The sequence below is a fragment of the Stenotrophomonas sp. FR024 genome, assembly GCF_047500745.2.
In the GTDB taxonomy this organism is placed as follows: domain Bacteria; phylum Pseudomonadota; class Gammaproteobacteria; order Xanthomonadales; family Xanthomonadaceae; genus Stenotrophomonas; species Stenotrophomonas maltophilia_A.
Genome location: NZ_JAXAXM020000004.1, coordinates 87,381 through 111,081 on the forward strand (window position 1 = coordinate 87,381; position 23,701 = coordinate 111,081).

The window sequence follows — 23,701 nt, forward strand, 5'->3', positions numbered from 1 at the left end:
GTAAAGGGGTAGGATTCAGCACAAGCGGGCTCCCGGTGCATCCAGCGGTGACACCCAGGCATCGCTGTCAAAACCTGCGGCGGCGAATGCCGCCTGCACCGGTGTGGCGGCGGCACGCGCCTGGTCGGCATCCTCGAACCAGGCGAACACGCTGGGACCGGCACCGGAAATGCCCGCGCCCATTGCATTGGCCGACAGCGCCGCATCACGGGCGGCTTCGAAGCCGGCAATCAATCCGGCCCGGCGCGGCTCCACCAGCACGTCGCGCAGTCCCGCGCGCACCAGTGCGGCATCGCTGCGATGGCAACCACTGAGCACCAGTGCGAGGTTCGCGCTCTGCGCCACGAACTCGCCCAGCGCATAGCTGCCCTGCAGGGCCTGGCGTGCGCGGCGTGTTTCCAGCACCGCATGCGGATGCACCAGCAGGCTGTGCCAGGTAGCCGGCACTGGAATCGGCAGCAGCCGATCGGCCGTGCACAGCGCAAGACCACCCAGCAGCAGCGGCCCCACGTTGTCACCGTGGCGGCCACCACTGGCCACCGCCTCGCCATCCAGCGCAAACGGATACAACGCCTCGCGCGACAGCGGCACATCCAGCAGCGCGTTGGCGGCGACCAGCGCCGCAACACTCGACGCTGCCGAACCGCCCATGCCGGAACCGAACGGAATGCCCTTGTCGATCTCCACCGCGAAACCGAAGTCCAGGCCCAGCCCTGCGCGCAGCGACATCAACGCTGCACCCGCAGTGTTTCCAGCCGCATCCAGCGGCAACTCAATGGCACTGCCGCGGATCGCCTCGATGCGCACCAGCGGCTCATCGATGCGGCGCACGCTCACGGTATCGCCAATGCCGGCAATGGCATGGCCGAGAATATCGAAGCCCACCGCCACGTTGGCCACCGAGGCAGGCGCGAACGCACGTGCGATCACAGGCGCGCTCCTTCACCGGCCGCGACCCGCAGCAGGTCGGCAAACACACCCGCCGCGGTGACTTCCGGGCCGGCGCCCGGCCCCTGCACCACCAGCGGGTTGTCACAGTAACGGCGGGTGCGGAACTGGACCACGTTGTCGGTCAGCCGCAGGTTGGCGAAGGCATGATCGGCCGGCAGTTCCTGCAGGCCGACCGAGGCGCCATCGGCACCCAGCTGTGCCACATAGCGCAGCACCGCCCCCCGCGCCCGCGCGTCCTGCAGGCGCTGCAGCAGGCTGGCATCAGACTCACCCAGCCGCGCCATGAAATCATCCACGCTGCCATCGCGCAGCAGCGCCGGCACCAGGCTTTCCACCTGTACCTGTTCCAGGCTGAGCGCGTGGCCGGCTTCGCGGGCGAGGATCACCAGCTTGCGCGCCACATCCACACCCGAAAGATCATCGCGCGGGTCCGGCTCGGTGTAGCCCATCGACCGCGCCTGCGCGACCAGCTGCGAGAACGGCTGGCTGCCATCGAAGCGGTTGAACAGCCAGGCCAGCGTGCCGGAGAAGATGCCTTCAATCGCCAGCACCTCGTCACCGGTATCGACCAGATCGCGCAGCGTGGTGATCACCGGCAGGCCCGCGCCGACCGTGGCCTCGTAGCGGAAGCGCGCGCCACTGGCCGCCGCTGCAGCACGGATGCGCTGGTAACGCGGCAGCGGCCCGGCACCGGCCTGTTTGTTCGGGGTGACCACATGGATGCCGGCCGCCAGCCAGCCCTCATAACGCTCGGCCACCTCGGCACTGCCACTGCAGTCGATCACCACCGCATGCGGCAGGTGTGCGGCCAGCAGGTGCTCGGTGAAACGATCCAGATCGCTGGACTCGCCGGCTTCGCGCAAGGCCTCCCGCCAGTCGGCGTGCAGGCCATCCACTTCCAGGCGCATGCGCGAACGCGAAGCCAGCGCGCGCAGGCGCAGATCCACATTGGCCTTGGCCAGCAGCTGCGGGCGTGCGGCCAGCAGCTGGTCCAGCAGTGCGGCACCGACGTTGCCCGGCCCGATCACACCGACCGCAAAGGTCTGCGGCGACAGCCAGAAGCCGGCATGTGCAGCGCGCAAGGCGCGGGTGGCATCGGCACTGTCCACCGCCACCGAAATGTTGCGTTCGGACGAGCCCTGCGCGATCGCCAGGATGTTCACCTGCGCACGGCCCAGCGCCTCGAACAGGCGTGCGGCCACACCGGGCTGGCCGGCCATGCCGTCACCGACCGCGGCCAGCACGCTGACCCCCTCACTGACCTGCACGCGCTGCACCTGGCCCACCGACAACTCATGCGCGAACGCGTGCAGCAGTGCCTCGCGGCCACGGCCGGCTTCAGCAGCACGCACCACGCAGCAGATCGAATGTTCCGACGAACCCTGCGAGATCATCACCACCGACACCTGCGCCTGGCGCAGGGCGGCAAACACACGCTCGGCGGTACCAGGCACACCGATCAGCCCGGTGCCTTCCAGGTTCAGCAGGGCCAAGCCGGGGCTCAGGGTCAGGCCCTTCACCGGCCCGCGCGGCGAGCGCTCGGCGCTGATGCGCGTCCCCGGATGCGCCGGCTGGAAGGTATTGCGGATGAAGATCGGCAGGCCGAGGCGGATCGCCGGCGACATCGTCTGCGGGTGCACCACCTTGGCGCCGAAATAAGCCAGCTCGCAGGCCTCGTCGTAGCTCAGCGACTCCAACTGCACCGCCTCGGGCACCAGCCGCGGGTCGGCCGACAGCACGCCGTCGACATCGGTCCAGATGTGCAGTTCATCGGCGTTGAACAGCGCGGCGAAGATCGCGCCGGAGTAATCGCTGCCGTTGCGGCCGAGCGTGGTGATGCGGTCATGACGGTCACGGGCGACGAAGCCGGTAGCGACCAGGCGTGGCTGCGGATGCTGCAGGCGCCACTTGGCCAGGCGGTCGGCGCTGGCTTCCCAGTCGACATCCACGCCCAGTTCGCCATGCCCTACCACCAGTACGTCGCGCGCATCCAGCACTGCACAGTCTGCGCCCAGCGCCTGCAGGTGCGTGCCGAGCAGCTGCGCGGAAAACACTTCGCCCAGGCCCTGCACGCGGTCGAGTACTTCGCGTGGCAGCTCGCCGATCACCGCCAACGCTGCCAGCACTTCGGCCAGTTGATCGAAGCGGGCGTCGATCCATTCGACGGTCTCGCCCACCTGCTCGCCCAGCAGCGCCACAGCGGCGCCACGATGGCGCGCGCGCAGCGCATGCCAGGCCTCGCGCCAGCCGTCGTCCCCCTTGGCTGCCAGCTGGGCCAGATCGATCAGTGCGTCGGTGACGCCCTTCATCGCCGAGACGACAGTGACCTGCAGCGATTCGGGGCGGGCCAGCAGCAGGCCGGCAACATGGCGGTAGCGTTCGGCATCGGCCACCGAGGTGCCGCCGAACTTGTGCACGACGATGGACGGCGCAGCCAGATCGGCCGGGGCAACGGGATGAGCGGGGGCGTGGGAAGACATGCAGACCTCGGTAGGAGGCCCCGTCGCATGCAGGTGTCGAGTTTCCCCGCCACCTGTATGGTGCGGGGCCGTGGTTTTCGGGAGTTACACGAAGACGACGGGCCGCACCAGGGCAGTGGTGACGGTGGTGGTGGTAATGGTGGTGGTGGCGACCGGCGCAGTCGAACGGCCCGCAGTAGCGGGGGCGATCAGGCTGGCGTGGGCGGCATCAAGAACCATGACGCACAGAAAACACCGTGCGCCGGGCCGCTGTCAAGTGCTGCGGTGCAAAAAGTCGTTGCCGCGATCATCGGCCAACGTGCCGACATTTGGTTGCATCTGAGACAAAGCGGCCATCAGTATGCTTGACGGCCACATTCAGCCGGCATGTTCGGCGATCGCGCGGGGCGTGCGATGCGCATGCGCGCACAGCATCACGCCGGCCACCAGCAACACGATCGCCAGCGCTTCGAGCAGCGAGGGCCAGCGCTGCTGCCAGGCGAATGCGTAGAGCAACGCGAACAGGGTCTCGAACACGATCATCTGGCCGGTCAGGGTCAGCGGCAGCAGGCGGCTGGCACGGTTCCAGAACGCATTGCCAAGGATCGAGGCGACCACCGCCACACCTGCGCTGATCGCCCAGAAACCACTCCACTGCGCCGCCGTGTGCCCGCCGGTGTGGCCGATGAAGGCCATCGGCACCAGCAGTAGAGCCAGGCCGCCGGTGGTGACACCGGTCAGCAGCGACCAGTCGTGGCTGGACAGATCCGGTCGGCGCGCCAGCCAGCGGCTGTTGCCGATCGAGTACAACGCCCACGAGAACAGCGCGCCGAACGCGCACAGCAGGCCGATCAGGCGCTGCCGCCATGGTGTCGCGAGGTGCTCAGACATCAGTGCTTCCCAGCCAACCAGTGCCACGCCCAGCACGCACAGGCCCAGTGCCGGCAGCAGCTGCTTGAGCGGCACCGCGCCCTGCTCGCGCACACCGACCAGGGTCACTACCACCGGAATCAGGCCGACAATCAAGGACGCCGCCGCACCGCCAGCCCACTGCACCGCCGTCGCCAGCAGCAGGAAATACACCAGGTTCCCGGCCAGGCTCAGCCACAACAGGCCGATCCATTCGGCGCGGCCCAGCCGTGGTGCCAGCCGCTTCCAGCGCGGCAGCAGCAGGGCTACAGCGATCAGACCGTAGACCAGATAGCGGCCGGCCGACAGTTGCAGGGCATTGAACGACTGCAGCACGGCGGGCGCGAGGAAGACCACGCCCCACAGCGCGCCGGCGGCAACGCCATTGGCGATGCCCAGGGCCATCGGGTTGTTGCGCATTCGGGTTCTTCGGGGGGAGAGAACAGGCCGCGCAGTGTAAGCGCTGGCCGCTGGGCGCTCTTGACCGAGGCTACTGCCCTCCCGCCTTTGTAGCGTCGAGCCATGCTCGACTGCCGTTCGCGAGGTGGCCGGTGCAGAAGCCGTCGAGCATGGCTCGACGCTACAGTCCGGCGTTCCTGCGCCACGCGGCGGGGGTCTGCCCACACTCACGGCGCAGCGCGCGGGTCAGTGCGCTCTGCTCGGAATAGCCTGCGGCCAGCGCGATATCACTGATCGGCGCCGTGCTGGTGCGCAGCTGGTGCTTGGCCCAGCGCAACCGGCATGTACTGAGCCATGCCTGCGGGCTGAGCCCGAACTCACGCTGGAACAGCGCGTGCAAGCGGCTCTCGCTGACCCCGACAGACGCGGCCATGCGCGCCACCGGCCACGCCTGGCCCGGATCGGCCTGCACTGCCGCACACAGTCCCTGCATGCGCGCGCCACTGCCGGCCGGTGCAAATACCTGCAGCAGCTGCGGCAGCAGGGCCGGCATCGGCTGCCCGTCCTGCACGCCCGCCAGGCGTTGTCGCAGCGCATGCGGCAGGTGCAGCCAGCGCTGCCGGCACAGATGCTCCTGCGTGCCGTCATCAAGCACGCCGGGAGGACAATCGACGATCACGAAACCGTTCGGACCATCGGCCATCTGGTCATGCGCTTCGCCGGCCGCAACGAAAACCCCCTGCAGCAGGTCGAGGCGACCACCGCGGCCTTCCATCTCGAAGTGCAGTTCGCCCTGCAGCGGCAGCACCCACTGCGCGTAGTCATGGCGGTCCAGGCCGGTGGCCTGGCCGTAGTGCCGCAGATGGAAGATGGCGCCCATCCGCGCAGTGTGCGCGTGTAGCAACGGCCGTGCAAACCGCTGCTATAGTCGAGCCGTCATCCAACGCAGGGAGTGCAGGACATGGCCCATCGGCAGGTGTCACTGGTGCTCGCCAGCAGCCTCGGCCTGGCGCTTGCAGCTTCGGTCTCCGCACAGGAGCGTACGCCCCCGGCCCCGCACTGCATGGACGCGGTCGGCGTGCAGGAAGTGGAGCAGGCATCACCGCGCTCGATCGCACTGCGCGCCGCCTCCGGACAGGCCTATCGCATCGACTTCAGCGAGGATTGCCCCGGCGTCCGCGGTGCTACCTCGCTGAAGCTGGAAGCACCTGCCGGCTGGGCCTGTGGTCGCCCCAGCGAACGCGTCGTGGTCGACGGCCGCCGCTGCGCCGTCAGTGCGGTCACCCCGCTGCAGGATCGCGACTACGCCAGCGTCGCCCGCGACAGCGACCGCCTGCGCACGGCTACCCTGCCCGCCGTGACCATCCGCGAGCGCAGGGACATCCGCCGCAGCTTCGGCGGCTCACCGTCGTACTGCTTTGCCACCCGCAACGTCCGCGCGTGGTCGTCCGACCCGCAGGGCATGCTGGTGGAGACCAATCCGCGCCGCAATGGCGGCCACCGCTACTACCGGGTCGAACTCGGCAGCCACTGCCGCCAGCTCGACCGAGCGCCGCAGCTGAGCTTCCACTCGGGCCTGCAGAACGGCCTGATCTGTGGCAATCCCGGCGATCGGATCATGACTGCCGAGTTCGAGACAGACGATCTGCGCGGTGAAAGCATCGCCCCGCTGCCGCAGTACACCCGCGGCAGCTGCGCGATCCAGGCGGTCTACCCGGCCTCCAGCCAGGCGTCGAACTAACCCTCGACGCCCAGGAAGGTGAACGGTGCGCTGGGCACGAACTGGCCCAGTGCATCGCCGGCAAAGGTATTGCGCTGGTCCTTGCCAAGATCGAGCTTGAGCACCTGGCCGCCGAAATCGACCTTGTTCAGATCGACCCAGAAGGTGTTCGGGGTCAACGCCGACTCGAAGAAGTACAGCCGCCGCTTGTGATCAGCCACCGTGCGCCAGCGCGTGGATGAGATGTTCGGCTCACCCGGCGTGGTGATGCCATACGGCACCGACGCATTGCGGATCACGCTGAACACACTGGCCAGCGCCTCCACCGGATCTTCGGCCTTGGGAATGGCGTTGATGTAGAACGAGGCGCGCGCGAAACGATCGGCGGAGCGGTTGGTGCCCGGCAGCATCACCGTGCCACCGATCTGCTGCCAGTAACTGTTGAGGGCCAGCTGCTGCTCGAAGATCGGCGAGTTGGTCATCACCTGATAGCGGCGGTCATGGTGAATCACCTGGCGACCGCCGATGTACTCGACGATGGCGCTGTCGCCGGTGGCATCGGACAGCGACAGGTGCAGCGTCGCCTGGCGGTCTTCGCCCGGCACCTTGTCGGTGACGATCGAGTACGGCTCACGCTTGAGCGCCGCGACCGCCTCGTCCACGGTGGCGAAATTGTCCAGCACATACTGCGCCCACAGCGAGATCGCCAGTCCCGGCTTGTTGCCACGCTGCTGCGGATACTCCGATTCCACCAGCCACAGCAGGTTGGCCACCAGGCCCTTCTCGTTCATGCCATCGGTGGTCGACACGTCGTAGCCGGTGGCCACCACGCTGCCGTAGCGCGCAGTCCAGGCCAGCGATTTCGGACCGGCCAGGCCGGTGCGTGCGATGCCACGCGGCAACACGTAGAGGTTGGTCGCCACATCGACCTTCCAGTCCATCGAGCGCGCGGTGATCACATCGCCGTTGTCGCCCCGATACACCGCACGCGTGCAGGCCAGTGCCGGCGTGATCGCAGATGCCAGCGCCATGGCCAGCATTGCCTTTCCCTTCCACTTCATCCGTGCCATGCCGTTACGCTCCTTTCCCCGTGGTCCGTCGATCTGACCCGATCCATGGTGACACAGGGGTGAAGCCTCAGCGCACGAAGCGATCGTGCAGCCAGAAGCCCGCCACCATGGCAGGCACGAACCACAGCGCTTCACGCGATGCGACGGCCAGCCCGGCGATGGCCGGTCCGGGGCAGTAACCAGCCCATCCCCAGCCGATACCGAACAGTGCAGCGCCCAGCAGCAGGCGAGCATCGACATCACGTGCATTGGGTAGCTGGAAGCGCAGTGCGAACCACGGCTGCGCGCGTCGCAGCACCCAACGCTGCCCGACGGCACTGACCAGCAGTGCCGAGCCCAGCACCCACATCAACGTCGGATCAAAATCACCGGCCACATCGAGGAAGCCGAGTACCCGACGCGCGTCGGTCATCCCCGAGAGCGCAAGCCCCGCGCCAAACAGCGCACCTGCCACCGCGGCGGCCACGACCGCGCGGCTCATGCCAGGCCTCCGCCGTGACGGACCAGGAACGTGGTCAGCATCGCGCAGGCCATGAACACCAGCACTGCCAGCAGCGAGCGCTTCGAGCCGCGGGCCATGCCACAGACGCCATGACCACTGGTACAACCACTCCCCAGGCGCGTGCCGAAGCCCACCAGCAGGCCAGCGCCGATCAACTGCCAGGCGGGCAAGGCATCGCGCAGCAGCACACGTGGCGAGGCCTCGGGCAGCGACTGCCACCACAGCACCAGCCCCGCTGCTGCGAGCAGCCCCAGCAGGAATGCCCAGCGCCAGCCACGCTCGCCTTCCGCTGCGCGCAGGCTGCCCGCAGCGATCCCGCTGATACCCGCCACGCGCCCGACAGTGGCGAGCAGCAACACCGCGGCGGCGCCGATCAGCGCTCCGCCAGCCACCGCAGTCCATGGCAGGTTCATGCCCTGCCCTCTTTCACGCCGCTCATGGGATTGCCCTTTGATTTAGACTTATCTAAATTAGACACTTCTAAACAAAAAGGTCAACCATGGCCCGCACCCCGCTCGACAGCGCCGCCATGGCCGAACACGCCGCCGAGGCTGCAGCCCTCCTCAAAAGCCTGGCCCATCCTGCGCGCCTGCGCGTGCTGTGCCGCCTGGTCGAAGGTGAGGCACCAGTGCCGGAACTGCAGGCACTGACCGGACTCAGCGCATCAGCGCTGTCACAGCATCTGGCGGTGCTGCGCGAACTGGATATCGTCGCGACGCGTCGCGAAGCGCAGGCCATCCACTACCGCGTGATTGAAGGGCCCGCACTGGGCGTGCTGCAGGCGCTGCATGCCGCCTACTGCGGCGGCACTTCGCGTTGACGCTCAGCCGGCGTGCAGGGCAGGCTGCACGACGTTGTCGAGCAGATCCACCGGGGTCGGCGCCGAACGATCACCTTCCAGCGCCCGGCTGAAACCCGACCAGTCGCTGGCCGACAGCTGGCGCAGCAGCGCCGCATCCACCGGCAACGCGCGCATCGACCAGTACGGAAACTGACGCTGGCCCAGGCGGCCGCGCGCCAGCTCGATGATGTCGACATGGCTGCCGGCCTGCAGGATGCGCTCGTACACCGAATCGATACCGTCCGGCGGCCCCTCGATGTACTGCAGGAATCGCCCGCCGTCATGCAGCAGCACACCGGTCACGCCCGCCATCTTGTTGAAGCGGGCGGCATCGTCGACCAGCGCCTGCAACCGTTCAGCGGAAAGATCCGGCAACGCCTGGCTGACGTAGGCGATGGCACGCAGTGGCATGGTGCTTCCTTGACAAGATGTACACCCACGGTAGCAGTTGCGGACGAGTCCGTCTCAGTGCCCGTGGATGTTTCCTGAAGAATTCAGTTTGCCGCTGCAGGCAGCCCTTCTGCGCGTCTCGGCAGCAGGGCTTCGAACACCACCTGCCCGGCCTCGTTGCGCGCTGCGATGCGCCCTCCGTGCGCGCGCACGAACTGATCGACGATGTACAGGCCCAGCCCCAGGCCCTTGCTCTGGTGGAAGCTGGCCTTGAACGGTTCGAACAGCCGCGGCAGCAGCGCGTCGTCGATCCGGCCGGCATTGCTGACCCGCAGCATCACGCTGCGCGGATCGCGCCCGTCCACCTCCACCCTCGCCTCGCTGCCATGGGTGAGCGCGTTGCCGACCAGATTGGCGGCAACCTGGCCGAGACGGTCCAGATCGCCCTGCAGCCGCGTATCGCCGTGCATGTCCAGATGGATCCGGTCCGCGCCATGCGCGCTGCCCGCTTCGGCCACCACTGCGCGGGTCACGTCGGCCAGATCGCAGGCACTGGCCTGCAGGCGCAGGCCACCGCTGCGGATCCGCGAGAAGTCCAGCAGCTGTTCGACCATGCGCGCCATGCGCAGGGTGCTGGCCTCCAGGAACTGCAGCGTCTGCTGTGCCCCCGTATTGTCCTCCGGCAGCTCCAGCGCCAGCTTGTCCGCACACAGCAGGATGGCCGACAGCGGCGTGCGCAGATCGTGGGTCAGCACCGCCGCCATTGTTTCGTTGAGCTTGAGCGCGCGTTCCAGCGCCTCGTTGCGCGCCTTCAGCAGCTGCCGCTGCTGGTACAGCTCGATGAAGACGTTGACCTTGCTCAGGATCACCTGCGGCGCTACCGGCTTGTGCAGGAAATCGACCGCACCGCTCTCGTAGCCCTTGAACACGCGCAGGGGATCATCCGGGGAGGCGGTCAGGAAGATGATCGGCACGTCGCGGCTGCGATGCGAACCGCGCATCAGTTCGGCCAGGGTGAAGCCATCGATCTCCGGCATGTGCACGTCCAGCAGGGCCAGTGCCACCTCGTGCTCGAGCAGCAGCTCCAGCGCCTGCGCGCCGGAACCGGCCAGCAGCAGATTCACGCCCTCGCGCTGCAGCAGCGCCTGCATGGCCACCAGGTTCTGTGGCACGTCATCGACGATCAGCAGGTTGACCGGGGACTGCGACTGCGCAGGGTCCGGTGGCAGCAGGTTCATGCAAACAACTCCTTCAGGCGACGACACATCAGTTCAAGGGGCAGCACGGCATCGGCGCCGGCGTACTGCAGGGCGGAGGCCGGCATCATCGACGCCTCGGCTTCCTCGGGGCATTGCAGCCAAGCACGGCCACCGGCACGGCGCACGGCGGCAACGCCCTCGCTTCCATCACTGCTGGCACCGGTCAGCAGCAGGGCCAATACCTGCCCTCCGAACACCGCAGCAGCGGAGTCGAACAGTGGATCGATGGCCGGACGGGAGAACAGCACCGGCGCATCCACCGACAACGCCACCGCCCCCTCGTCCTCCACCAGCAGGTGGTAATCCGGCGGCGCGAACGTCACCGTGCCCGGCCGCAGCGGTTGCTTGTCCTCGGCTTCACGCACCGGCAGCGCGCAGTACGGCGCCAGCACCTCGGCGATGCGGCTGGTGCGGTCACGCGGCAGGTGCAGCACGGCCAGTACCGGCACCTGCAGCGTCGCCGGCAGCGCACCGAGTACCGCCTGCAGGGCCGCCACGCCACCGGCAGACGCGCCGATCACCAGCACGGCAGGACGCGCCGGCAGCGCCATCAGGCCACCTTCCGGTACAGGCGATGCTCGCGCGAACAGACCTCGAAGGCGTCATGGTGGCATCCGAACTGCAGCGATTCCTTGCTGCCAAGACCGAGGAAGCCTCGATGCACCAGCGCCTCACGGAACAGGCCGACCGCGCGGTCCTGCAGGTCGCGGTTGAAATAGATCAGCACGTTGCGGCACGACACCAGGTGCACTTCGGAGAACACGGTATCGGTGGCCAGGCTGTGGTCGGCGAACACCACGTTGCGACGCAACTGGCGGTCGAACACCGCGCCGTCGTAGGCCGTGGCGTAGTAGTCGGACAGCGACGCCGTGCCACCGGCCGCCAGGTAGTTGCGGCTGAACTGGGCCATCCGGTCGATGCCATAGGCGCCCGCCTCGGCGGTGGCCAACGCGGCCGGATTGATGTCGGTGGCATAGACGATGCTGCGATCAAGCAGGCCTTCCTCATGCAGGAGGATCGCCAGCGACCACACTTCCTCACCGGTGCTGCAACCGGCCACCCACAGCTTCACCGAGGGATAGGTGCGCAGTACCGGCACCACCTGCTCGCGCAGTTCACGGAAATACGCTGGATCACGGAACATCTCCGAGACCTGCACGGTGAAGAACTGCATGGCCTGGGCGAACAGCTCCGGCTCGTGCAGCAGCCGGTACTGCAGGTCGACCAGCCGTTCGCACTCATAGCGCTGCATCGCCTGGCGCATGCGCCGGCGCAGCGACGACACCGCATAGCTGCGGAAATCGTAGTGGTAGCGCTGGTACAGCGCCTCCAGAAGAACCTTCAACTCCAGGTCGAACAACGCCTGTTCGTTCATTGCCGCGAGCACCAGACCCGGCACAGCGAGACCAGCTTGTCGACGTCGATGGGTTTGGCGATGTAGTCGTTGGCACCGGCCTGCAGGCACCGCTCGCGGTCATCGGGCATGGCCTTGGCCGTCAGCGCGATGATCGGCAGGTCCTGCAGGTGACGTTGCGCGCGGATCTCGCGCATCGCGGCCAGGCCGTCCTTCTCCGGCATCATGATGTCCATCAGCACCAGGTCGACCTCGCGCTCGGCCAGGCGATCCACCGCTTCCTGGCCGTTGCGCGCGATCTCCAGCGTCACGCCCAGCGGCTCAAGCACGCTGGACAGCGCGAAGATGTTGCGCACGTCATCCTCGGCCAGCAAAACAGTACGGCCATCGAGCACGGTGTCGCGACGGCGGGCCTCGCGCAGCAGGCGCTGCTGGTCGGTGGGCAGGCTGGCTTCCACGCTGTGCAGGAACAGGGTGACCTCATCCAGCAGGCGTTCGGGCGAACGCGCGCCCTTGATGATGATGCTCTTCGAATAGCGGCGCAGGCGCTGCTCTTCCTCGCGGCCGAGCGCGCGACCGGTATAGACGATCACCGGCGGGAAGCCGACATCATCGTTGCCAGCCATGTGCTCGAGCAGGTCGTAGCCGCTGCCGTCGGGCAGCGACAGGTCCATCACCATGCAGTCGAAGGTGACCGTGCTGAGCTGCTCCAGCGCGCCGGCCAGCGTTCCCACTGCAACGATCTGCAGCTGATCACGGCCCAGCAACAGTTCCAGGTTGTGGCGCAGCTCGCTGTCGTCCTCGACGATCAGCAGGCGCCGCACGTCGCGCTGGCTGGTTTGTTCCAGCTGTTCGATGGCCGTCACCAGCCGCTCGCGCGTGGTCGGCTTGATCGCGAAACCAATCGCACCCAGCTCGCGCGCCACCTGGCTGCGGTCCATCGCCGAAACCACGTGCACCGGGATATGCCGGGTATCGGGGTTGCGCTTCAGGCGCTCCAGCACGCTCAGGCCGGACACGTCCGGCAGGCCGATATCGAGCAGGATGCCGTTGGGGCGCAGTTCGCTGGCCAGGGTCAGTGCCTCTTCGGCAGTCCCGGCCACCACGCAGTCGAAGTCCAGTTCATGGGCCAGGGCCACAAGCGCTTCGGCGAAGGTGGCGTCGTCCTCGACGGCCAGGATCAAGCGGCCGGCGCGTTGGCGACGGCCGCGGTCATCGGCCACGCTGGCGGTGACGGGCGCCACGGATGCAACGGTCGGTGCGACAGGGGTACGCGCAGCGATCGGCGGCGCAGGCTGCGGCGCAGGCGCTATTGAGGCGGCGGCAGGCACTTCGCCCGGTTCCGAAACCGGCGCGCCCTGCAACGGCAGTTCCAGGATGAAGCAGCTGCCGCGACCCGGTTCACTGTCGACCTGGATGCTGCCACCCATGCGCTCGGCCAGATCGCGCGAGATCGACAGGCCCAGGCCGGTGCCACCGTAGCGGCGGCGGGTGCTGCCATCGGCCTGGCGGAAGGCTTCGAAGATGACCTGCAGCTGCTCGCGGGCAATGCCGATACCGCTGTCGCAGACCTCGAAACGGATGCGTCCTTGACCGCCCGCACGCACGTGCAGGCTGACCTTCCCATGCTCGGTGAACTTCACCGCATTGGCCAGCAGGTTCTTCAGGATCTGCTGCAGGCGCTGGCTGTCGACCACCAGCTGGCTGGGGGCCAGCGCATCGGCCTCGATCTGCAGGGCCAGGCCCTTCTGCCGCGCCATCGGCTCGAAGGTCTCGCGCAGGCGCTGCAGTACGCTGCCCGTCACCACCACTTCATCGGCCAGCTCGACGTGGCCGGCCTCGATGCGCGACAGGTCCAGGATGTCATTGATCAGTGCCAGCAGATCGTTGTTGGACGACAGGATCGCGCGCGCATACTTCACCTGTTCTTCGGTGAGCGTGCCGTCCTTGTTGTCGGCCAGCAGCTTGGCCAGGATCAGCGAGCTGTTCAGCGGCGTGCGCAGTTCATGCGACATGTTGGCCAGGAACTCGGACTTGTAGCGCGAGGTGGCGGCCAGTTCGTTGCTGTTGCGCACCAGCTGGCTCTGCGCGACCAGCAGCGCCTGCTTCTGCGCCTCCAGCTCGTGGGTGCGCTCCTCCAGCTGAACGTTGCTCTGTTCCAGCTCGGCCTGCTGCTCTTCCAGATGGCTCTGCGAGTGCTGCAGGCTGCGGCTCTGCTCTTCCAGCTCCTCATTGGCCACGCGCAGCTCTTCCTGCTGGGCCTGCAGCTCCTCACCCTGGCGCTGGGATTCCTCCAGCAGTACCACCAGTTGTGCGCGCAGCAGCGATGCACGCAGCGCCATGCCGATGGTCTCGGCACAGCGCTCCAGCAGCTCGACATCGAGTCGATCCTGTTCGCCGGCGCGGGTGCGTCCCAGTTCAATGATGCCCACCACCACACCATCGCTGCTGATCGGCGCCAGGATGCGCTCGCGCACCGGCAACCGCCCCAGGCTGGTCTGCAGCTCAAGCACCGCATCATCCCCCCCATGCAGGTGGCGGATGCGTTCGTCGCGTGCCACCTGCCCGGCCACGCCCTCCTGCAATGCCAGCGACGCCGGCATACCGGACGGCAACGCCAGGCCGCCGGTCAGCTGCAGTCGCCCGCCTTCCAGGCGGTAGACGGCGGCGACGTCGGCCTGCAGCTTGGCCCCCAGGCTGGTTGCCGCCGCCTCGGCGATCTGCTCCGGACCCAGGTCACCGCGCAGGCTCATCGCCACCGCGTTCTCGGCCTCCTGCAGCCACAGCGCGCGCATCGCGTCGCGCCGCGCCTGGATGGCGCGGGAGACGATCAGCGCGATCATCAGGAACGCACACCCGCCAATGCTGCGGTTGACGAACGAGAACGCCGAGTTGGAGCTGGCCGGGGCAACGTTGTAGCCGATGATCAACAGGATGCAGGCGACGACGGCCACGATGAACGGCGCGCGTGCACTGCGCTGGAACAGCGTGACGCCGACAGCGAGGAAGTACGCCAGCCAGACGGCGTAGCCCAGCGGAACCACCAGTTCCAACGCAATGGTCGCTGCCAGCAGTACGGCGGAGGTCATCCAGATCCAGCGGTCACGCGTAGTCGCACCAGGACGCATGCAGGTCGGTTCCAGAGCACAAAGGGTGGGTGATGGTACTCCGTGTCGTATTCAGCCGCACAGGACCATTGGCACGTGTCCCGCCTCCACGCCTCCTTCACACTTGAATGCCTAGCTTCACGTCCCTCACAGGGGTAACACTTATTTTTACGTGGACGCTGCCGCCTCTACGACGTCCGTACTGACGGACCCTTCCCGCCAACTGCGACTGCTGATCGACAGCGTGCGCGACCATGCGCTGTACCTGCTTGATCCTGATGGCATCGTCTGCAGCTGGAACCCGGGTGCGGAGCGCATCAAGGGCTACTCAGCCGATGAAGTGGTGGGTACCCACTTTGGTCGCTTCTACCTGGCCGCCGACCGCGAGGCAGGGGAACCGCAACGCCTGCTCCGCCTCGCAGCGCAGCACGGTCACGTCGCCAGTGAAGGCTGGCGGGTGCGCCGCGATGGCTCATCTTTCCGTGCCAGCGTGGTCATCGAGCCGGTCGTCGAAGCAGGCGAGCTGCTCGGCTTCGTCAAGATCACCCGCGACATCACCGAGCAGTGGCAGGCACAGCGGCTGCTGCGTGATGCCCAGCGTGCGCTGCGCAATACCCAACAGTTCGAGACCGTCGGCCGCCTCAGCCGCGGGCTGTCGCACGAGTTCAACAATCTGTTGACCACCATCGGCAACGCCCTGGACCTGCTGTCCCTGCGCGTGAACGGTGACGATGCACGCGCCGCCGAGCTGCTTGATGCGGCGCAGACCGCGACCGATCGTGGTGCGCTGCTGACCCGCCAGCTGCTGGCCTTCAGCACCGGCCAGACCCTGATCCGCGAACCACTGGATATCAATGCGCTGATACGGCAGTGGCTGCCGGACCTGCAACGCGCCTGCCCGCCCACGGTGGTGCTGGATGCCCAGCTGGCGCCCGGCCTGCCTGCGATCAACACCGATGCGCTGCAGCTGCAGACGGCGCTGGCCAATCTGGTCGCCAATGCCGCGGATGCTACCCTTGAAGGCGGCCGCATCCTGATCGGCACTGCGCTGGAACATCGCCTCGATCCGGATGCGGACTCCACGCTGCAACGTGGCTATGTCACCCTCAGCGTCTGCGACGAGGGCCACGGGATGGCGGCCGACATCGCCGAACGGGCGACCGAGCCGTTCTTCACCACCAAGGACATCGGCAAAGGCAGCGGCCTGGGCCTGAGCCAGGTGTTCGGATTCACTACCCAGAGCGGCGGCTTCGTCGACGTGTCCACCACGCCCGGTGTCGGCACCACGGTCAGCCTGCTGCTCCCCGCAATGGAGGACCCTGCCGATGACCGATGACCCGATCCGCGTATTGATGGTGGAAGACCAGACCGATCTGCGTGAAATGATCGGCCTGGCCCTGCGCGACCTCGGCATCGACGTGGCCACGACCGCCGATGCGCATGAGGCCGCCGCCCTGCTGAAGGGCGAAGCGCGTTTCGACGTGGTGTTCAGTGACGTCAGCATGCCCAACGGCATGTCCGGCATCGAACTGAGCGAGCATGTGGCGCGCGAACAGCCGCAGGCGCGGATGATCCTGTCGTCCGGTTATGCGCGCTCGCAGCTGCCGCCCCTGCCGGAACAGGTGGAATTCCTGCCCAAGCCGTACCGCCTGCGCCAGCTGGTGCAGTTGTTGAAGCAGGCGTAATCCACGGTGCCCCGGCAGCAGGGCCCTGCGGTCAACCCGTCATCGCCCCCCGCTGGAACGAAGCCAGCAACGTAGAGGCTGCCGCTGCCGGCGCCAGCCGACCGCGCGCCAGTGACCAGGTGATGCCGTAGAAGCAGGTCCAGTAGAAGTCCGCGAGCCACACTGCGGTGAAACCAACGTTGAACTCTCCGGCCGCCTGACCACGCAGGAAGAAGGCTTCGAAGCGCTCGCCGATCGGCGCCCAGCGCTCCGGCAGCAGATGCAGGTCACCCTGGCGCTGCTGCTCTTCCATCATCCGCGCGAACAGCAGCGTTACCAGTTCCCAGTCCGCCAGCAGCGTGGCGGTGACCTGCTCCAGCACGTGGTGTGCATCACCGCCCTCATCGAACCAGACCGCCGCCGCTTCCACGCGCTCGAAGCCGGCCGCGAACAGTGCCTCGTCGATCGCCTCCCGGGTGGGCGCAAACCGGTACAGGGTCGCGCGGCTGATACCCGCCCCGCGCGCGAGTTCGCTGAGGGTGCAGCGTGGATGGCTGACCAGGGTGGCCGCCAGCGCATGGGGCAGGTCGCGGCGGGTGCGTGCTGCGGCAGGTCGCATGAAAGCGCTGAGGTGTGGGTTCGCCCTCACGCTAGCATGAATCACCAATTAATAAACTGAATCAAAGATGATTCATTCGGATCACCGATGCGCTAAAATAGAGATGCGTCCGGTGCACCCGGGTCGGTGCACGGCAGGGAACGCGTCACAGGCATCGAAGGAGACAACGCCATGCTGCATCCACTACGCGATATCGCTGTGTTGTTCGACGCCAGCGACACCGGGGACCGCGTTCTCAACATCGCCGCCCATCTGGCGCAGGCACAGCAGGCCCATCTGGTCGCGGTCTCCACCGCCCAGCATCCCACCGACATCGCCAACGGCTTCGCGCGCGGTGCCGGCATCGCCGCCGCACTCGACCACGAGGCGCGCGCGGATGCCGCCTGCACCGCGCTGCTGATGCAGAACCTGCGTGCCGTGTCCGAGCCGCTGCAGATCAGCACCGAACTGCGCATCGTCTCGGACTATCTCGGCGGCGCCGACCTGGCCCTGCAGTCGCTGTACTGCGACCTGATCATCGCCGGCTATCCGCGTACTCCCGGCGCCCCTTCTGGCTGGCACCCGCTAGGAACGCTGCGCCAGACCGGCGTGCCGATGCTGCTGGTGCCACCGCATTGGCATGGCGACCAGGTCGGCCATCGCATCGTGGTGGCCTGGAATGCCAGCAAGCAGGCACGCCGTGCGGTAGCCGATGCGCTGCCGTTGCTCGCACGTGCAAAAGCGGTGCACCTGCTGATGGTCGACACGCCCAAGGCCGAGGCCACACCTGGCGCCGAGATGGCCCAGCACCTGGCGCGGCACGGCGTCGAAGTAGAGATCCAGGCGATCAGTTCAAGCCAGGGCGGCGTTGCCGCGACCATCCGCCAGCACGTGCTCGATGCCGACGCCGACCTGCTGGTGCTGGGCCCCTACAGCCGCAGCCGGGTGGTCGAGCGTGTGCTCGGCGGGGTCACCGAGGATCTGCTGGCCGAAGTACCGGCGCCCTTGTTCGTGTCGCACTAGTACCGCCCTGCCCTGCCCGGCGATAGCCGGTCAGCGACTGCCCGGTGTGCCGCCGGAAGTAGCGGCACAGGTAGGATGCATCCTCGAAGCACAGTCGCTCGGCGATGCGACCGATCGGCAATTCGCTGTAGGTCAGCAGCGCCTTGATTTCCAGCACCACCTGGCGATCAATCAACGCCTTTGGCGTTTCGTCGAAGCACTCGCGGGTCAGCTGCGAAAGATAGAACGGGGTGATGCACAGCGCGTCGGCATAGGACTGCACGTCGCGCTGGCGCGTACTGCGCTCACCGACCAGTTCCCAGAAATTCCAGGCCAAGCGCTCGCGTCGGCTGACCTGCGCCACGGCCACACTGCGCGCCGGCAACAGCGTTGCGAATTTGAGGAAGAACGTCTGCAGCAGGTTGCGCAGCATCACGTGACGATAGCGGCCGCCATTGTGCTGCGCATCCATCAACTGCTGCAGCCAGCCCTGCAGCAGCGGCACGTCCAGCGGCGACGGAACGCAGTGGGGCTGATCGTGCAGGAACTTGAACAGTGCATTGGGAAGCACATAGGCCACCTCCGATGCCAGCGCCTTGGGCATCAGGCAGACCACCGCCAGAAAGCCGCGTGAGCGCTGCCGCAGCAGCGCCAGCGTGTCCTCTGCCAGCACCAGCACATCGTGCCGCTGCACCGCTACCTCGCGGAAGTTCAGTGCAAAGCGCGCACGCCCCGATACGCATACCAGTACCGCCAGATAAGCGTGGCCGAACGACAACGGGACGCCCTGCCCTTCGGCCAGCGTACTGACCTCCAGGCGCATGGATTCGTCCTGGTCCAGGAGCTGGGGTACGCGATCCATGGGCCGATCCGGCTGTATTCCGGGCCCCAGCATACCCGGGCTCAACCACCCGTTGTGAAAAGTACCGAAACCATCATGGTCCCGCTCTGGGCCGATCGCGCCTGGCGACCTAGCCTGTGCACTCTCTTTGTTCCCGTGGAACCGATATGCAGCTGCACACCGAACGCTTGATCCTTCGCCCCTGGCGCGACACCGACGCTGCCGATCTGTACGAGTACGCCCGCGACCCGCGCGTGGGCCCCATCGCCGGCTGGCCGGTGCACACCAGCGTTGAGGAAAGTACCGAAATCATCCGCACCGTCTTCAACCGGCCAGAGGTCTACGCGCTGCAGAGCCGCGAGGACGGCCACGCGATCGGCTGTGTCGGCATCCTGATCGGCACCGACAGCAACTTCGAGATCAGCGATCGAGAGGGTGAGATCGCCTACTGGATCGGCGTTCCGTACTGGGGCCGCGGACTGGTGCCCGAAGCGGTGCGCGAAGTGATGCGGCACGCCTTCATGCAGCTGGAACTGGACGCACTGTGGTGCGGCTACTTCGCTGACAACCTGCAATCGCTCAGCGCACAGAGCAAATGCGGTTTCCAGCATCACCATACCGAGGTGAACAAGTTCAACAGCTTCCTCGGCGACTACCGCACCGAGCACATCAGCCGCATCACCCGAGAACAATGGTGTGCCCTGCAGGCCACCTCGCCGGCCTGAGCGGAGTTCAGGCCAACGTGCGCTGCATGAACAGGAGTTCTTGCGTCGAAGACGCCTCCACCTGCTGGAAACCAAGGTCACGGTACAGGGCCGCGGCGGCTGTGTTGTCACGATAGACGCGCAGGGTGAGCCGCTGGATACCGTCTTCGCGCAGCGCCTGTGCACTCAAGGCCTGCATGAGCAGCCGGCCAAGGCCGCGCCCGCGTGCCAGCGGGGAAACAATGATGCGGCCCAGGTGCGCGGTGCCGGCGTCGGTCATCCAGTACTGGCCAAAGCCCAGGCACTGGTCCTGCTCGTCCAGCAGCGCCCAGCCCGGCCGCGCCTCGAGCTCGAGCACCTGCGCGAACCGTTCCTGCGGCAAAGGAAACGGCACGCCGGGGCCCGCCCAGCGCTGGGTGGCCTCGGCGGAATCAAGCCAATCGGCAATGGTGGCGTAGTGGGAAGGCTGGATGGCGCAAAGGCTTGGTTTCATGACCCGCATGGTGCGTCATTCGTGGCGATTAGACACGCTGCGTGGCGACACTTGAGTTTTGTCATAGGACAATAAACAATTCCAGGCGTCCAGCCCATTCCCCCTTCGGGAGATCCCATGTTCAAAGGCCTCAGCGCGTTTCCACTGACCCCGCTCTCTGAAACCGGCATCGACTTTCGTGCGTTTGCCGGACTGGTCGAGCGCCTGGCCGATTCCGATGTTGATTCGATGGGCGTGCTTGGCTCCACTGGCAGCTACGCCTATCTGGAGAAGCACGAGCGCAAGCGCGTGCTGCGCGAAGCCCTGGCGCACGCAGGAGGCGTACCGGTCATCGCCGGCATCGGTGCACTGCGTACCCGCGATGTGCTGGAGCTGGCCCTGGACGCCGAGGATGCAGGTGCTGCAGGCCTGCTGCTCGCCCCCGTGTCTTACCAGCCCCTGAAGGACCATGAGGTGCAAGCACTGTTCGAAACAATATGCGCAGCGGTCCGCACGCCTATCTGCGTCTACGACAATCCGGGCACCACCCACTTTCGCTTCACCGATGCACTGCATGGCCGGATCGCCGCGCTGCCCAACATCGCTTCGATCAAGATTCCGCGCCTTGCTGATGATCCCGTCGAGGCTGACGCGCGCGTTGCTGCACTGCGTGCGTGCGTTCCCGCACATGTGACGTTGGGCGTCAGTGGTGACGCCTCGGCGGTGCGAGGGCTGCTGGCGGGGTGTGACGGCTGGTATTCGGTGACCGCCGGGCTTTTCCCCGAGGTAGCGCTGCAGATCATGCGGGCCGTGGGGAGTGGCGATGAAGAGGGTGCTATTGCCCTGTCTGCGCGGCTGGCGCCGCTGTGGTCCCTGTATGACCGGTTCGGCGGGATTCGCGTCATGGCCTGCGCGGCGGCACTGCTGGGACTGTGCGGCGAGAACTGCCTGCCGTTGCCGTTGCAGGGGCTGCGGGACGGTGAGCGCGAGGAGGTGGAGGCGGTGCTGGGTGGGCTGGGGTTGTTGTAAAGCCCCGGAGTGCAGCTGCCATGCGCCTGCGGAAGATGGTGACCCCGGCCCGATTCGAACGGGCGACCTTCCCCTTAGGAGGGGGACGCTCTATCCAGCTGAGCTACGGGGCCATTGGCAGCGGGAAAGGATACCTCGTCTGGCTGAATGGACCAAGCGCGGGGCGTTCTGCAGAGCCCTCGGAGTAGATATGCTGGCCCGCCGCGACCCGTTGTGAACTGGATGTCCGACGTCTGGCGAACGCTCTCCGCCCTCGGCGACAGCCGCTGGCTGCTGCCGATGGCCCTGGTGCTACTGATCACCCTGCCCCGCGCAGACGCACGCCTGAAATGGCAATGGCTGCTGGCCATCGCTGTCACCGCCGGCGTCACGCTTGCCTCAAAGCTGGCCTTCATGGGCTGGGGGATTGGCATCAAGAGCGTGCACTTCACCGGTTTCTCCGGGCATGCCGCGATGTCCAGTGTCGTCTATCCAGTCGTTGGTGTACTGCTTGCCGGCCCCGGCAAGCGCGCACGGGCGATCGGCCTGGTAATCGGCGTGCTGTTGGCCACCGCTATTGCCTGGTCACGAATCCCGCTGCATGCCCATAGCCTTTCGGAAGTCATTGCCGGGCTGGCACTTGGACTGAGCTGCAGCACATGGGCACTGCACGCCGCATCACCCGTCGGTCGTGCCCGTGCGATGGCTGTTGTCGCTGCCGTACTCGCGGGAATGGTCCTACCCCTCGCCTTGCCGGACGTCCATACGCACCGACTCGTCATTGCACTAGCAAAGCTCATCTCCGGCAGGGCTGAGATCTTCCAACACTTCTGAGAATCGCCAGGGCGACCCCACATTTCCTTCACGTTCCTTGACAGGGCAAATGAATAGCAGCCAACATAGCGGTGGAAAAATTTCCCTCACGGAGTAGGAGACCCCGTAGATGAAGAAGATGATTGCCGCCCTGGCCCTGCTGGGCCTGTCCTCGCCGGTGTTCGCTCAGGAAGCTCCTGTCGCCGCCGAAACCAGCGCTGAAGTTGCTGGCGCTGAAGCTGCTGGCGCTGCCGCCACCGGCACCCTGACCACCGTCGCCACCGTGGGCCTGGGCGTTGCCGCTGCTGGCGTGCTGTACAGCGTTGCTGCGGACAGCAGCAAGGATGACGCGGGCAACAACAATGGTGGCGGCACCACCAACCCGCCGACCGGCACCACCGGTACGACCGGCACCACCGGCACTACCGGCACCAACTGATCGGTCCGCCGAAGCAGTAACCCCGCCCTCGCCGGGCGACGTTCGGCGAGGGCTTTTTCATGCCCGATCGGGCCAGGAACAGATTTCGATGGACTGCAAGCGTTTCGTAGCCACAATGACGGTGGCACTCACCCTGACCGGCTGCATGTGGGCGCCAGGCCAGCATCTTCGCTCGAGCACCTTCGCTCGCGATGATCAGCCCATTGGCAACGACCAGATCGAACTGATTCCGATCACGCCCAAGTTGATCGCCATGGAGCGCGCCACCCGCGATGTCGCGGCGCTGCCCGCCGCTCTGACCCAGTATCAGCCGGGCCCCTACCGCATCGGTGCCGGCGACATTCTCTACATCACCGTCTGGGATCACCCCGAACTGACCGTGCCGGCCGGCCCGCAGCAGCAGCTGAACGCCGCAGGCCGCCTCGTGCAGTCCGACGGAACGCTCTTCTATCCCTATATCGGCAAGATCACCGCCACGGGCAAGACGCCCGGCGAACTGCGCGAAGAGATCTCCACCAAGCTGGCCCGCTACATCGAAGCGCCGCAGGTGGACGTTTCCATGCTGACCTATGCCAGCCAGCGCGTCTGGGTTACCGGCGCCTCGCGTCAGGCCGCCACTGTTCCGCTGACGGTAACGCCACTGACGATGGGCGACGCCATCAGCCAGGCGGGCCTTGATCCGGCACAGGCCGACCTGTCCGGCATTCGCCTGACACGTGACGGCACCACCTACACCATCGACCTCGACCGACTGGGTCGCAGCGGCGGCGGCGACACCAATGTGTTCCTCAAGTCCGGCGATCACATCTACGTGCCCTATCTCGACCACAAGGAAGTATTCGTGGTCGGCGAAGTCAATCAGCCGGGCGCTATGAACTTCAAGACCGGCGAGATTTCCCTGAGCCAGGCACTTGGCCGTGCGCGCGGCCTGTTGCAGACCACCTCCAACGGCAACGCTGTCTACGTGATCCGCGGTTCGAATGACCTGCAGAGCACTCCGTCGCAGGTGTTCCACCTGGAAGCCAAGTCGCCGACCGCATTTGCCGTGGCCAGCCAGTTCGACCTGCAGCCCGGCGATGTCGTGTTTGTCGGTGCCGCTGGCGTAACCCGCTGGAGCCGGTTCGTGAACCAGCTGCTGCCGTTCACCTCCATCATCAGCAACGCCGCCAGCGCGCGCAGCGACCTGGACAAGTAAGGTG

Annotated in this window: 26 protein-coding genes and 1 tRNA gene; 11 read left to right on the top strand and 16 right to left on the bottom strand. The window is 66.7% G+C overall.

Annotation, left to right across the window (positions count from 1 at the left end; translation table 11 throughout):
• Nucleotides 1-15 precede the first annotated feature (15 nt).
• Nucleotides 16-930 (bottom strand): homoserine kinase, encoded by a 915-nt coding sequence (locus ACMZ91_RS06055; protein ID WP_049462022.1) that lies wholly within the window; start codon nucleotides 928-930, stop codon nucleotides 16-18.
• Nucleotides 927-3,431 carry a bifunctional aspartate kinase/homoserine dehydrogenase I gene (gene thrA / locus ACMZ91_RS06060; RefSeq protein ID WP_100437616.1) on the bottom strand — a complete coding sequence of 835 codons (2,505 nt, stop codon included), beginning with the start codon at nucleotides 3,429-3,431 and terminating at the stop codon, nucleotides 927-929. The genes ACMZ91_RS06055 and thrA overlap by 4 nt, the downstream gene beginning before the upstream one ends.
• Before the next feature lie 27 nt (nucleotides 3,432-3,458).
• Between thrA and ACMZ91_RS06065 the strand changes: the two genes are divergently transcribed.
• Nucleotides 3,459-3,779, top strand: a complete 321-nt coding sequence (locus ACMZ91_RS06065; protein WP_162292257.1) for a hypothetical protein — start codon at nucleotides 3,459-3,461, stop codon at nucleotides 3,777-3,779.
• 9 nt (nucleotides 3,780-3,788) lie between these two features.
• Here the strand turns inward: ACMZ91_RS06065 and ACMZ91_RS06070 are convergent, their stop codons facing one another.
• Both ACMZ91_RS06070 and ACMZ91_RS06075 read right to left on the bottom strand, forming a co-directional pair.
• Entirely contained in the window at nucleotides 3,789-4,739 is a 951-nt protein-coding gene (locus ACMZ91_RS06070) for a DMT family transporter (RefSeq protein ID WP_414577372.1), read from the bottom strand.
• Between the two features lie 160 nt (nucleotides 4,740-4,899).
• A complete protein-coding gene (locus ACMZ91_RS06075) occupies nucleotides 4,900-5,598 on the bottom strand; it encodes a helix-turn-helix domain-containing protein (RefSeq protein WP_049398521.1) in 699 nt (232 codons plus the stop codon).
• Nucleotides 5,599-5,679: 81 nt separating this feature from the next.
• Between ACMZ91_RS06075 and ACMZ91_RS06080 the strand changes: the two genes are divergently transcribed.
• Complete coding sequence (locus ACMZ91_RS06080) at nucleotides 5,680-6,459, top strand: DUF6491 family protein (RefSeq protein WP_414577375.1); 780 nt, start codon at nucleotides 5,680-5,682, stop codon at nucleotides 6,457-6,459.
• Here ACMZ91_RS06080 and ACMZ91_RS06085 read toward each other — a convergent pair.
• The 3 genes from ACMZ91_RS06085 to ACMZ91_RS06095 all read right to left on the bottom strand — a co-directional run bounded on the left by ACMZ91_RS06085 (nucleotide 6,456) and on the right by ACMZ91_RS06095 (nucleotide 8,423).
• The gene (locus ACMZ91_RS06085; protein ID WP_049462027.1) at nucleotides 6,456-7,508 is read right to left on the bottom strand and encodes a linear amide C-N hydrolase; all 1,053 of its coding nucleotides are present in this window, start codon (nucleotides 7,506-7,508) and stop codon (nucleotides 6,456-6,458) included. The genes ACMZ91_RS06080 and ACMZ91_RS06085 overlap by 4 nt on opposite strands.
• A gap of 67 nt (nucleotides 7,509-7,575) precedes the next feature.
• Nucleotides 7,576-7,989, bottom strand: a complete 414-nt coding sequence (locus tag ACMZ91_RS06090) for a DUF6691 family protein (protein ID WP_414577376.1) — start codon at nucleotides 7,987-7,989, stop codon at nucleotides 7,576-7,578.
• Nucleotides 7,986-8,423 (bottom strand): YeeE/YedE family protein, encoded by a 438-nt coding sequence (locus ACMZ91_RS06095; protein WP_032127423.1) that lies wholly within the window; start codon nucleotides 8,421-8,423, stop codon nucleotides 7,986-7,988. Before ACMZ91_RS06095 ends, ACMZ91_RS06090 begins: the two co-directional genes overlap by 4 nt.
• 86 nt (nucleotides 8,424-8,509) lie before the next feature.
• On the opposite strand from ACMZ91_RS06095, the gene ACMZ91_RS06100 reads away from it, so the two are divergent.
• Nucleotides 8,510-8,830 (top strand): ArsR/SmtB family transcription factor, encoded by a 321-nt coding sequence (locus ACMZ91_RS06100; protein ID WP_049398524.1) that lies wholly within the window; start codon nucleotides 8,510-8,512, stop codon nucleotides 8,828-8,830.
• Between the two features lie 3 nt (nucleotides 8,831-8,833).
• Here ACMZ91_RS06100 and ACMZ91_RS06105 read toward each other — a convergent pair whose 3' ends face one another.
• The 5 genes from ACMZ91_RS06105 to ACMZ91_RS06125 form a co-directional block, all read right to left on the bottom strand.
• Entirely contained in the window at nucleotides 8,834-9,262 is a 429-nt protein-coding gene (locus ACMZ91_RS06105) for a BLUF domain-containing protein (RefSeq protein ID WP_032127425.1), read from the bottom strand.
• Nucleotides 9,263-9,345: 83 nt separating this feature from the next.
• Nucleotides 9,346-10,479, bottom strand: a complete 1,134-nt coding sequence (locus tag ACMZ91_RS06110; RefSeq protein ID WP_277779038.1) for a hybrid sensor histidine kinase/response regulator — start codon at nucleotides 10,477-10,479, stop codon at nucleotides 9,346-9,348.
• Nucleotides 10,476-11,051: a chemotaxis protein CheB gene (locus ACMZ91_RS06115; RefSeq protein ID WP_277779039.1), complete on the bottom strand. Its 576-nt coding sequence runs from the start codon at nucleotides 11,049-11,051 to the stop codon at nucleotides 10,476-10,478. The genes ACMZ91_RS06110 and ACMZ91_RS06115 overlap by 4 nt, the downstream gene beginning before the upstream one ends.
• Complete coding sequence (locus ACMZ91_RS06120) at nucleotides 11,051-11,875, bottom strand: CheR family methyltransferase (RefSeq protein ID WP_032127427.1); 825 nt, start codon at nucleotides 11,873-11,875, stop codon at nucleotides 11,051-11,053. Before ACMZ91_RS06120 ends, ACMZ91_RS06115 begins: the two co-directional genes overlap by 1 nt.
• Nucleotides 11,872-14,982, bottom strand: a complete 3,111-nt coding sequence (locus ACMZ91_RS06125; protein ID WP_414577380.1) for a response regulator — start codon at nucleotides 14,980-14,982, stop codon at nucleotides 11,872-11,874. Before ACMZ91_RS06125 ends, ACMZ91_RS06120 begins: the two co-directional genes overlap by 4 nt.
• 151 nt (nucleotides 14,983-15,133) lie before the next feature.
• On the opposite strand from ACMZ91_RS06125, the gene ACMZ91_RS06130 reads away from it, so the two are divergent.
• Together ACMZ91_RS06130 and ACMZ91_RS06135 are read left to right on the top strand one after the other, a co-directional pair.
• Nucleotides 15,134-16,297 carry a two-component system sensor histidine kinase NtrB gene (locus ACMZ91_RS06130; RefSeq protein ID WP_049421339.1) on the top strand — a complete coding sequence of 388 codons (1,164 nt, stop codon included), beginning with the start codon at nucleotides 15,134-15,136 and terminating at the stop codon, nucleotides 16,295-16,297.
• Nucleotides 16,287-16,646, top strand: a complete 360-nt coding sequence (locus tag ACMZ91_RS06135; protein ID WP_010482617.1) for a response regulator — start codon at nucleotides 16,287-16,289, stop codon at nucleotides 16,644-16,646. Before ACMZ91_RS06130 ends, ACMZ91_RS06135 begins: the two co-directional genes overlap by 11 nt.
• A 31-nt stretch (nucleotides 16,647-16,677) precedes the next feature.
• Here the strand turns inward: ACMZ91_RS06135 and ACMZ91_RS06140 are convergent, their stop codons facing one another.
• Nucleotides 16,678-17,244 (bottom strand): TetR/AcrR family transcriptional regulator, encoded by a 567-nt coding sequence (locus ACMZ91_RS06140; RefSeq protein WP_049421338.1) that lies wholly within the window; start codon nucleotides 17,242-17,244, stop codon nucleotides 16,678-16,680.
• 171 nt (nucleotides 17,245-17,415) lie between these two features.
• On the opposite strand from ACMZ91_RS06140, the gene ACMZ91_RS06145 reads away from it, so the two are divergent.
• Nucleotides 17,416-18,246 (top strand): universal stress protein, encoded by an 831-nt coding sequence (locus tag ACMZ91_RS06145; RefSeq protein WP_414577381.1) that lies wholly within the window; start codon nucleotides 17,416-17,418, stop codon nucleotides 18,244-18,246.
• Here ACMZ91_RS06145 and ACMZ91_RS06150 read toward each other — a convergent pair.
• Nucleotides 18,194-19,087, bottom strand: a complete 894-nt coding sequence (locus ACMZ91_RS06150; protein WP_049421337.1) for a helix-turn-helix domain-containing protein — start codon at nucleotides 19,085-19,087, stop codon at nucleotides 18,194-18,196. The genes ACMZ91_RS06145 and ACMZ91_RS06150 overlap by 53 nt on opposite strands.
• 146 nt (nucleotides 19,088-19,233) lie before the next feature.
• Here ACMZ91_RS06150 and ACMZ91_RS06155 point away from each other — a divergent pair, with 146 nt between their 5' ends.
• Nucleotides 19,234-19,791, top strand: coding sequence for a GNAT family N-acetyltransferase (locus ACMZ91_RS06155; RefSeq protein ID WP_032127433.1), 558 nt, complete (start codon nucleotides 19,234-19,236; stop codon nucleotides 19,789-19,791).
• Nucleotides 19,792-19,798: 7 nt separating this feature from the next.
• Here ACMZ91_RS06155 and ACMZ91_RS06160 read toward each other — a convergent pair whose 3' ends face one another.
• Nucleotides 19,799-20,272, bottom strand: coding sequence for a GNAT family N-acetyltransferase (locus ACMZ91_RS06160; RefSeq protein ID WP_414577384.1), 474 nt, complete (start codon nucleotides 20,270-20,272; stop codon nucleotides 19,799-19,801).
• A gap of 108 nt (nucleotides 20,273-20,380) precedes the next feature.
• Between ACMZ91_RS06160 and ACMZ91_RS06165 the strand changes: the two genes are divergently transcribed.
• Nucleotides 20,381-21,271, top strand: a complete 891-nt coding sequence (locus ACMZ91_RS06165; RefSeq protein ID WP_414577386.1) for a dihydrodipicolinate synthase family protein — start codon at nucleotides 20,381-20,383, stop codon at nucleotides 21,269-21,271.
• 36 nt (nucleotides 21,272-21,307) lie between these two features.
• Here the strand turns inward: ACMZ91_RS06165 and ACMZ91_RS06170 are convergent.
• Nucleotides 21,308-21,384, bottom strand: a tRNA-Arg gene (locus tag ACMZ91_RS06170).
• A 109-nt stretch (nucleotides 21,385-21,493) separates the two neighbouring features.
• Between ACMZ91_RS06170 and ACMZ91_RS06175 the strand changes: the two genes are divergently transcribed.
• The 3 genes from ACMZ91_RS06175 (at nucleotide 21,494) to ACMZ91_RS06185 (ending at nucleotide 23,697) form a co-directional block, all read left to right on the top strand.
• Nucleotides 21,494-22,084: a phosphatase PAP2 family protein gene (locus tag ACMZ91_RS06175; protein WP_414577388.1), complete on the top strand. Its 591-nt coding sequence runs from the start codon at nucleotides 21,494-21,496 to the stop codon at nucleotides 22,082-22,084.
• A 109-nt stretch (nucleotides 22,085-22,193) separates the two neighbouring features.
• The gene (locus ACMZ91_RS06180) at nucleotides 22,194-22,502 is read left to right on the top strand and encodes a hypothetical protein (protein ID WP_277779044.1); all 309 of its coding nucleotides are present in this window, start codon (nucleotides 22,194-22,196) and stop codon (nucleotides 22,500-22,502) included.
• A gap of 88 nt (nucleotides 22,503-22,590) precedes the next feature.
• Nucleotides 22,591-23,697 (top strand): polysaccharide biosynthesis/export family protein, encoded by a 1,107-nt coding sequence (locus tag ACMZ91_RS06185; protein WP_010484747.1) that lies wholly within the window; start codon nucleotides 22,591-22,593, stop codon nucleotides 23,695-23,697.
• Nucleotides 23,698-23,701 lie beyond the last annotated feature (4 nt).

Coding starts and splice junctions, on each gene's coding strand:
- ACMZ91_RS06075 (WP_049398521.1), bottom strand. CDS start 5,598: ATGGGCGCCATCTTCCATCTGCGGCACTACGGCCAGGCCACCGGCCTG.
- ACMZ91_RS06110 (WP_277779038.1), bottom strand. CDS start 10,479: ATGAACCTGCTGCCACCGGACCCTGCGCAGTCGCAGTCCCCGGTCAAC.
- ACMZ91_RS06115 (WP_277779039.1), bottom strand. CDS start 11,051: ATGGCGCTGCCGGCGCGTCCTGCCGTGCTGGTGATCGGCGCGTCTGCC.
- ACMZ91_RS06090 (WP_414577376.1), bottom strand. CDS start 7,989: ATGAGCCGCGCGGTCGTGGCCGCCGCGGTGGCAGGTGCGCTGTTTGGC.
- ACMZ91_RS06105 (WP_032127425.1), bottom strand. CDS start 9,262: ATGCCACTGCGTGCCATCGCCTACGTCAGCCAGGCGTTGCCGGATCTT.
- ACMZ91_RS06145 (WP_414577381.1), top strand. CDS start 17,416: ATGCTGCATCCACTACGCGATATCGCTGTGTTGTTCGACGCCAGCGAC.
- ACMZ91_RS06085 (WP_049462027.1), bottom strand. CDS start 7,508: ATGGCACGGATGAAGTGGAAGGGAAAGGCAATGCTGGCCATGGCGCTG.
- ACMZ91_RS06070 (WP_414577372.1), bottom strand. CDS start 4,739: ATGCGCAACAACCCGATGGCCCTGGGCATCGCCAATGGCGTTGCCGCC.
- ACMZ91_RS06165 (WP_414577386.1), top strand. CDS start 20,381: ATGTTCAAAGGCCTCAGCGCGTTTCCACTGACCCCGCTCTCTGAAACC.
- ACMZ91_RS06095 (WP_032127423.1), bottom strand. CDS start 8,423: ATGAACCTGCCATGGACTGCGGTGGCTGGCGGAGCGCTGATCGGCGCC.
- ACMZ91_RS06140 (WP_049421338.1), bottom strand. CDS start 17,244: ATGCGACCTGCCGCAGCACGCACCCGCCGCGACCTGCCCCATGCGCTG.
- ACMZ91_RS06155 (WP_032127433.1), top strand. CDS start 19,234: ATGCAGCTGCACACCGAACGCTTGATCCTTCGCCCCTGGCGCGACACC.
- ACMZ91_RS06175 (WP_414577388.1), top strand. CDS start 21,494: ATGTCCGACGTCTGGCGAACGCTCTCCGCCCTCGGCGACAGCCGCTGG.
- ACMZ91_RS06120 (WP_032127427.1), bottom strand. CDS start 11,875: ATGAACGAACAGGCGTTGTTCGACCTGGAGTTGAAGGTTCTTCTGGAG.
- ACMZ91_RS06100 (WP_049398524.1), top strand. CDS start 8,510: ATGGCCCGCACCCCGCTCGACAGCGCCGCCATGGCCGAACACGCCGCC.
- ACMZ91_RS06150 (WP_049421337.1), bottom strand. CDS start 19,087: ATGGATCGCGTACCCCAGCTCCTGGACCAGGACGAATCCATGCGCCTG.
- ACMZ91_RS06185 (WP_010484747.1), top strand. CDS start 22,591: ATGGACTGCAAGCGTTTCGTAGCCACAATGACGGTGGCACTCACCCTG.
- ACMZ91_RS06180 (WP_277779044.1), top strand. CDS start 22,194: ATGAAGAAGATGATTGCCGCCCTGGCCCTGCTGGGCCTGTCCTCGCCG.
- ACMZ91_RS06080 (WP_414577375.1), top strand. CDS start 5,680: ATGGCCCATCGGCAGGTGTCACTGGTGCTCGCCAGCAGCCTCGGCCTG.
- ACMZ91_RS06160 (WP_414577384.1), bottom strand. CDS start 20,272: ATGCGGGTCATGAAACCAAGCCTTTGCGCCATCCAGCCTTCCCACTAC.
- ACMZ91_RS06065 (WP_162292257.1), top strand. CDS start 3,459: ATGCAGGTGTCGAGTTTCCCCGCCACCTGTATGGTGCGGGGCCGTGGT.
- ACMZ91_RS06125 (WP_414577380.1), bottom strand. CDS start 14,982: ATGCGTCCTGGTGCGACTACGCGTGACCGCTGGATCTGGATGACCTCC.
- thrA (WP_100437616.1), bottom strand. CDS start 3,431: ATGTCTTCCCACGCCCCCGCTCATCCCGTTGCCCCGGCCGATCTGGCT.
- ACMZ91_RS06135 (WP_010482617.1), top strand. CDS start 16,287: ATGACCGATGACCCGATCCGCGTATTGATGGTGGAAGACCAGACCGAT.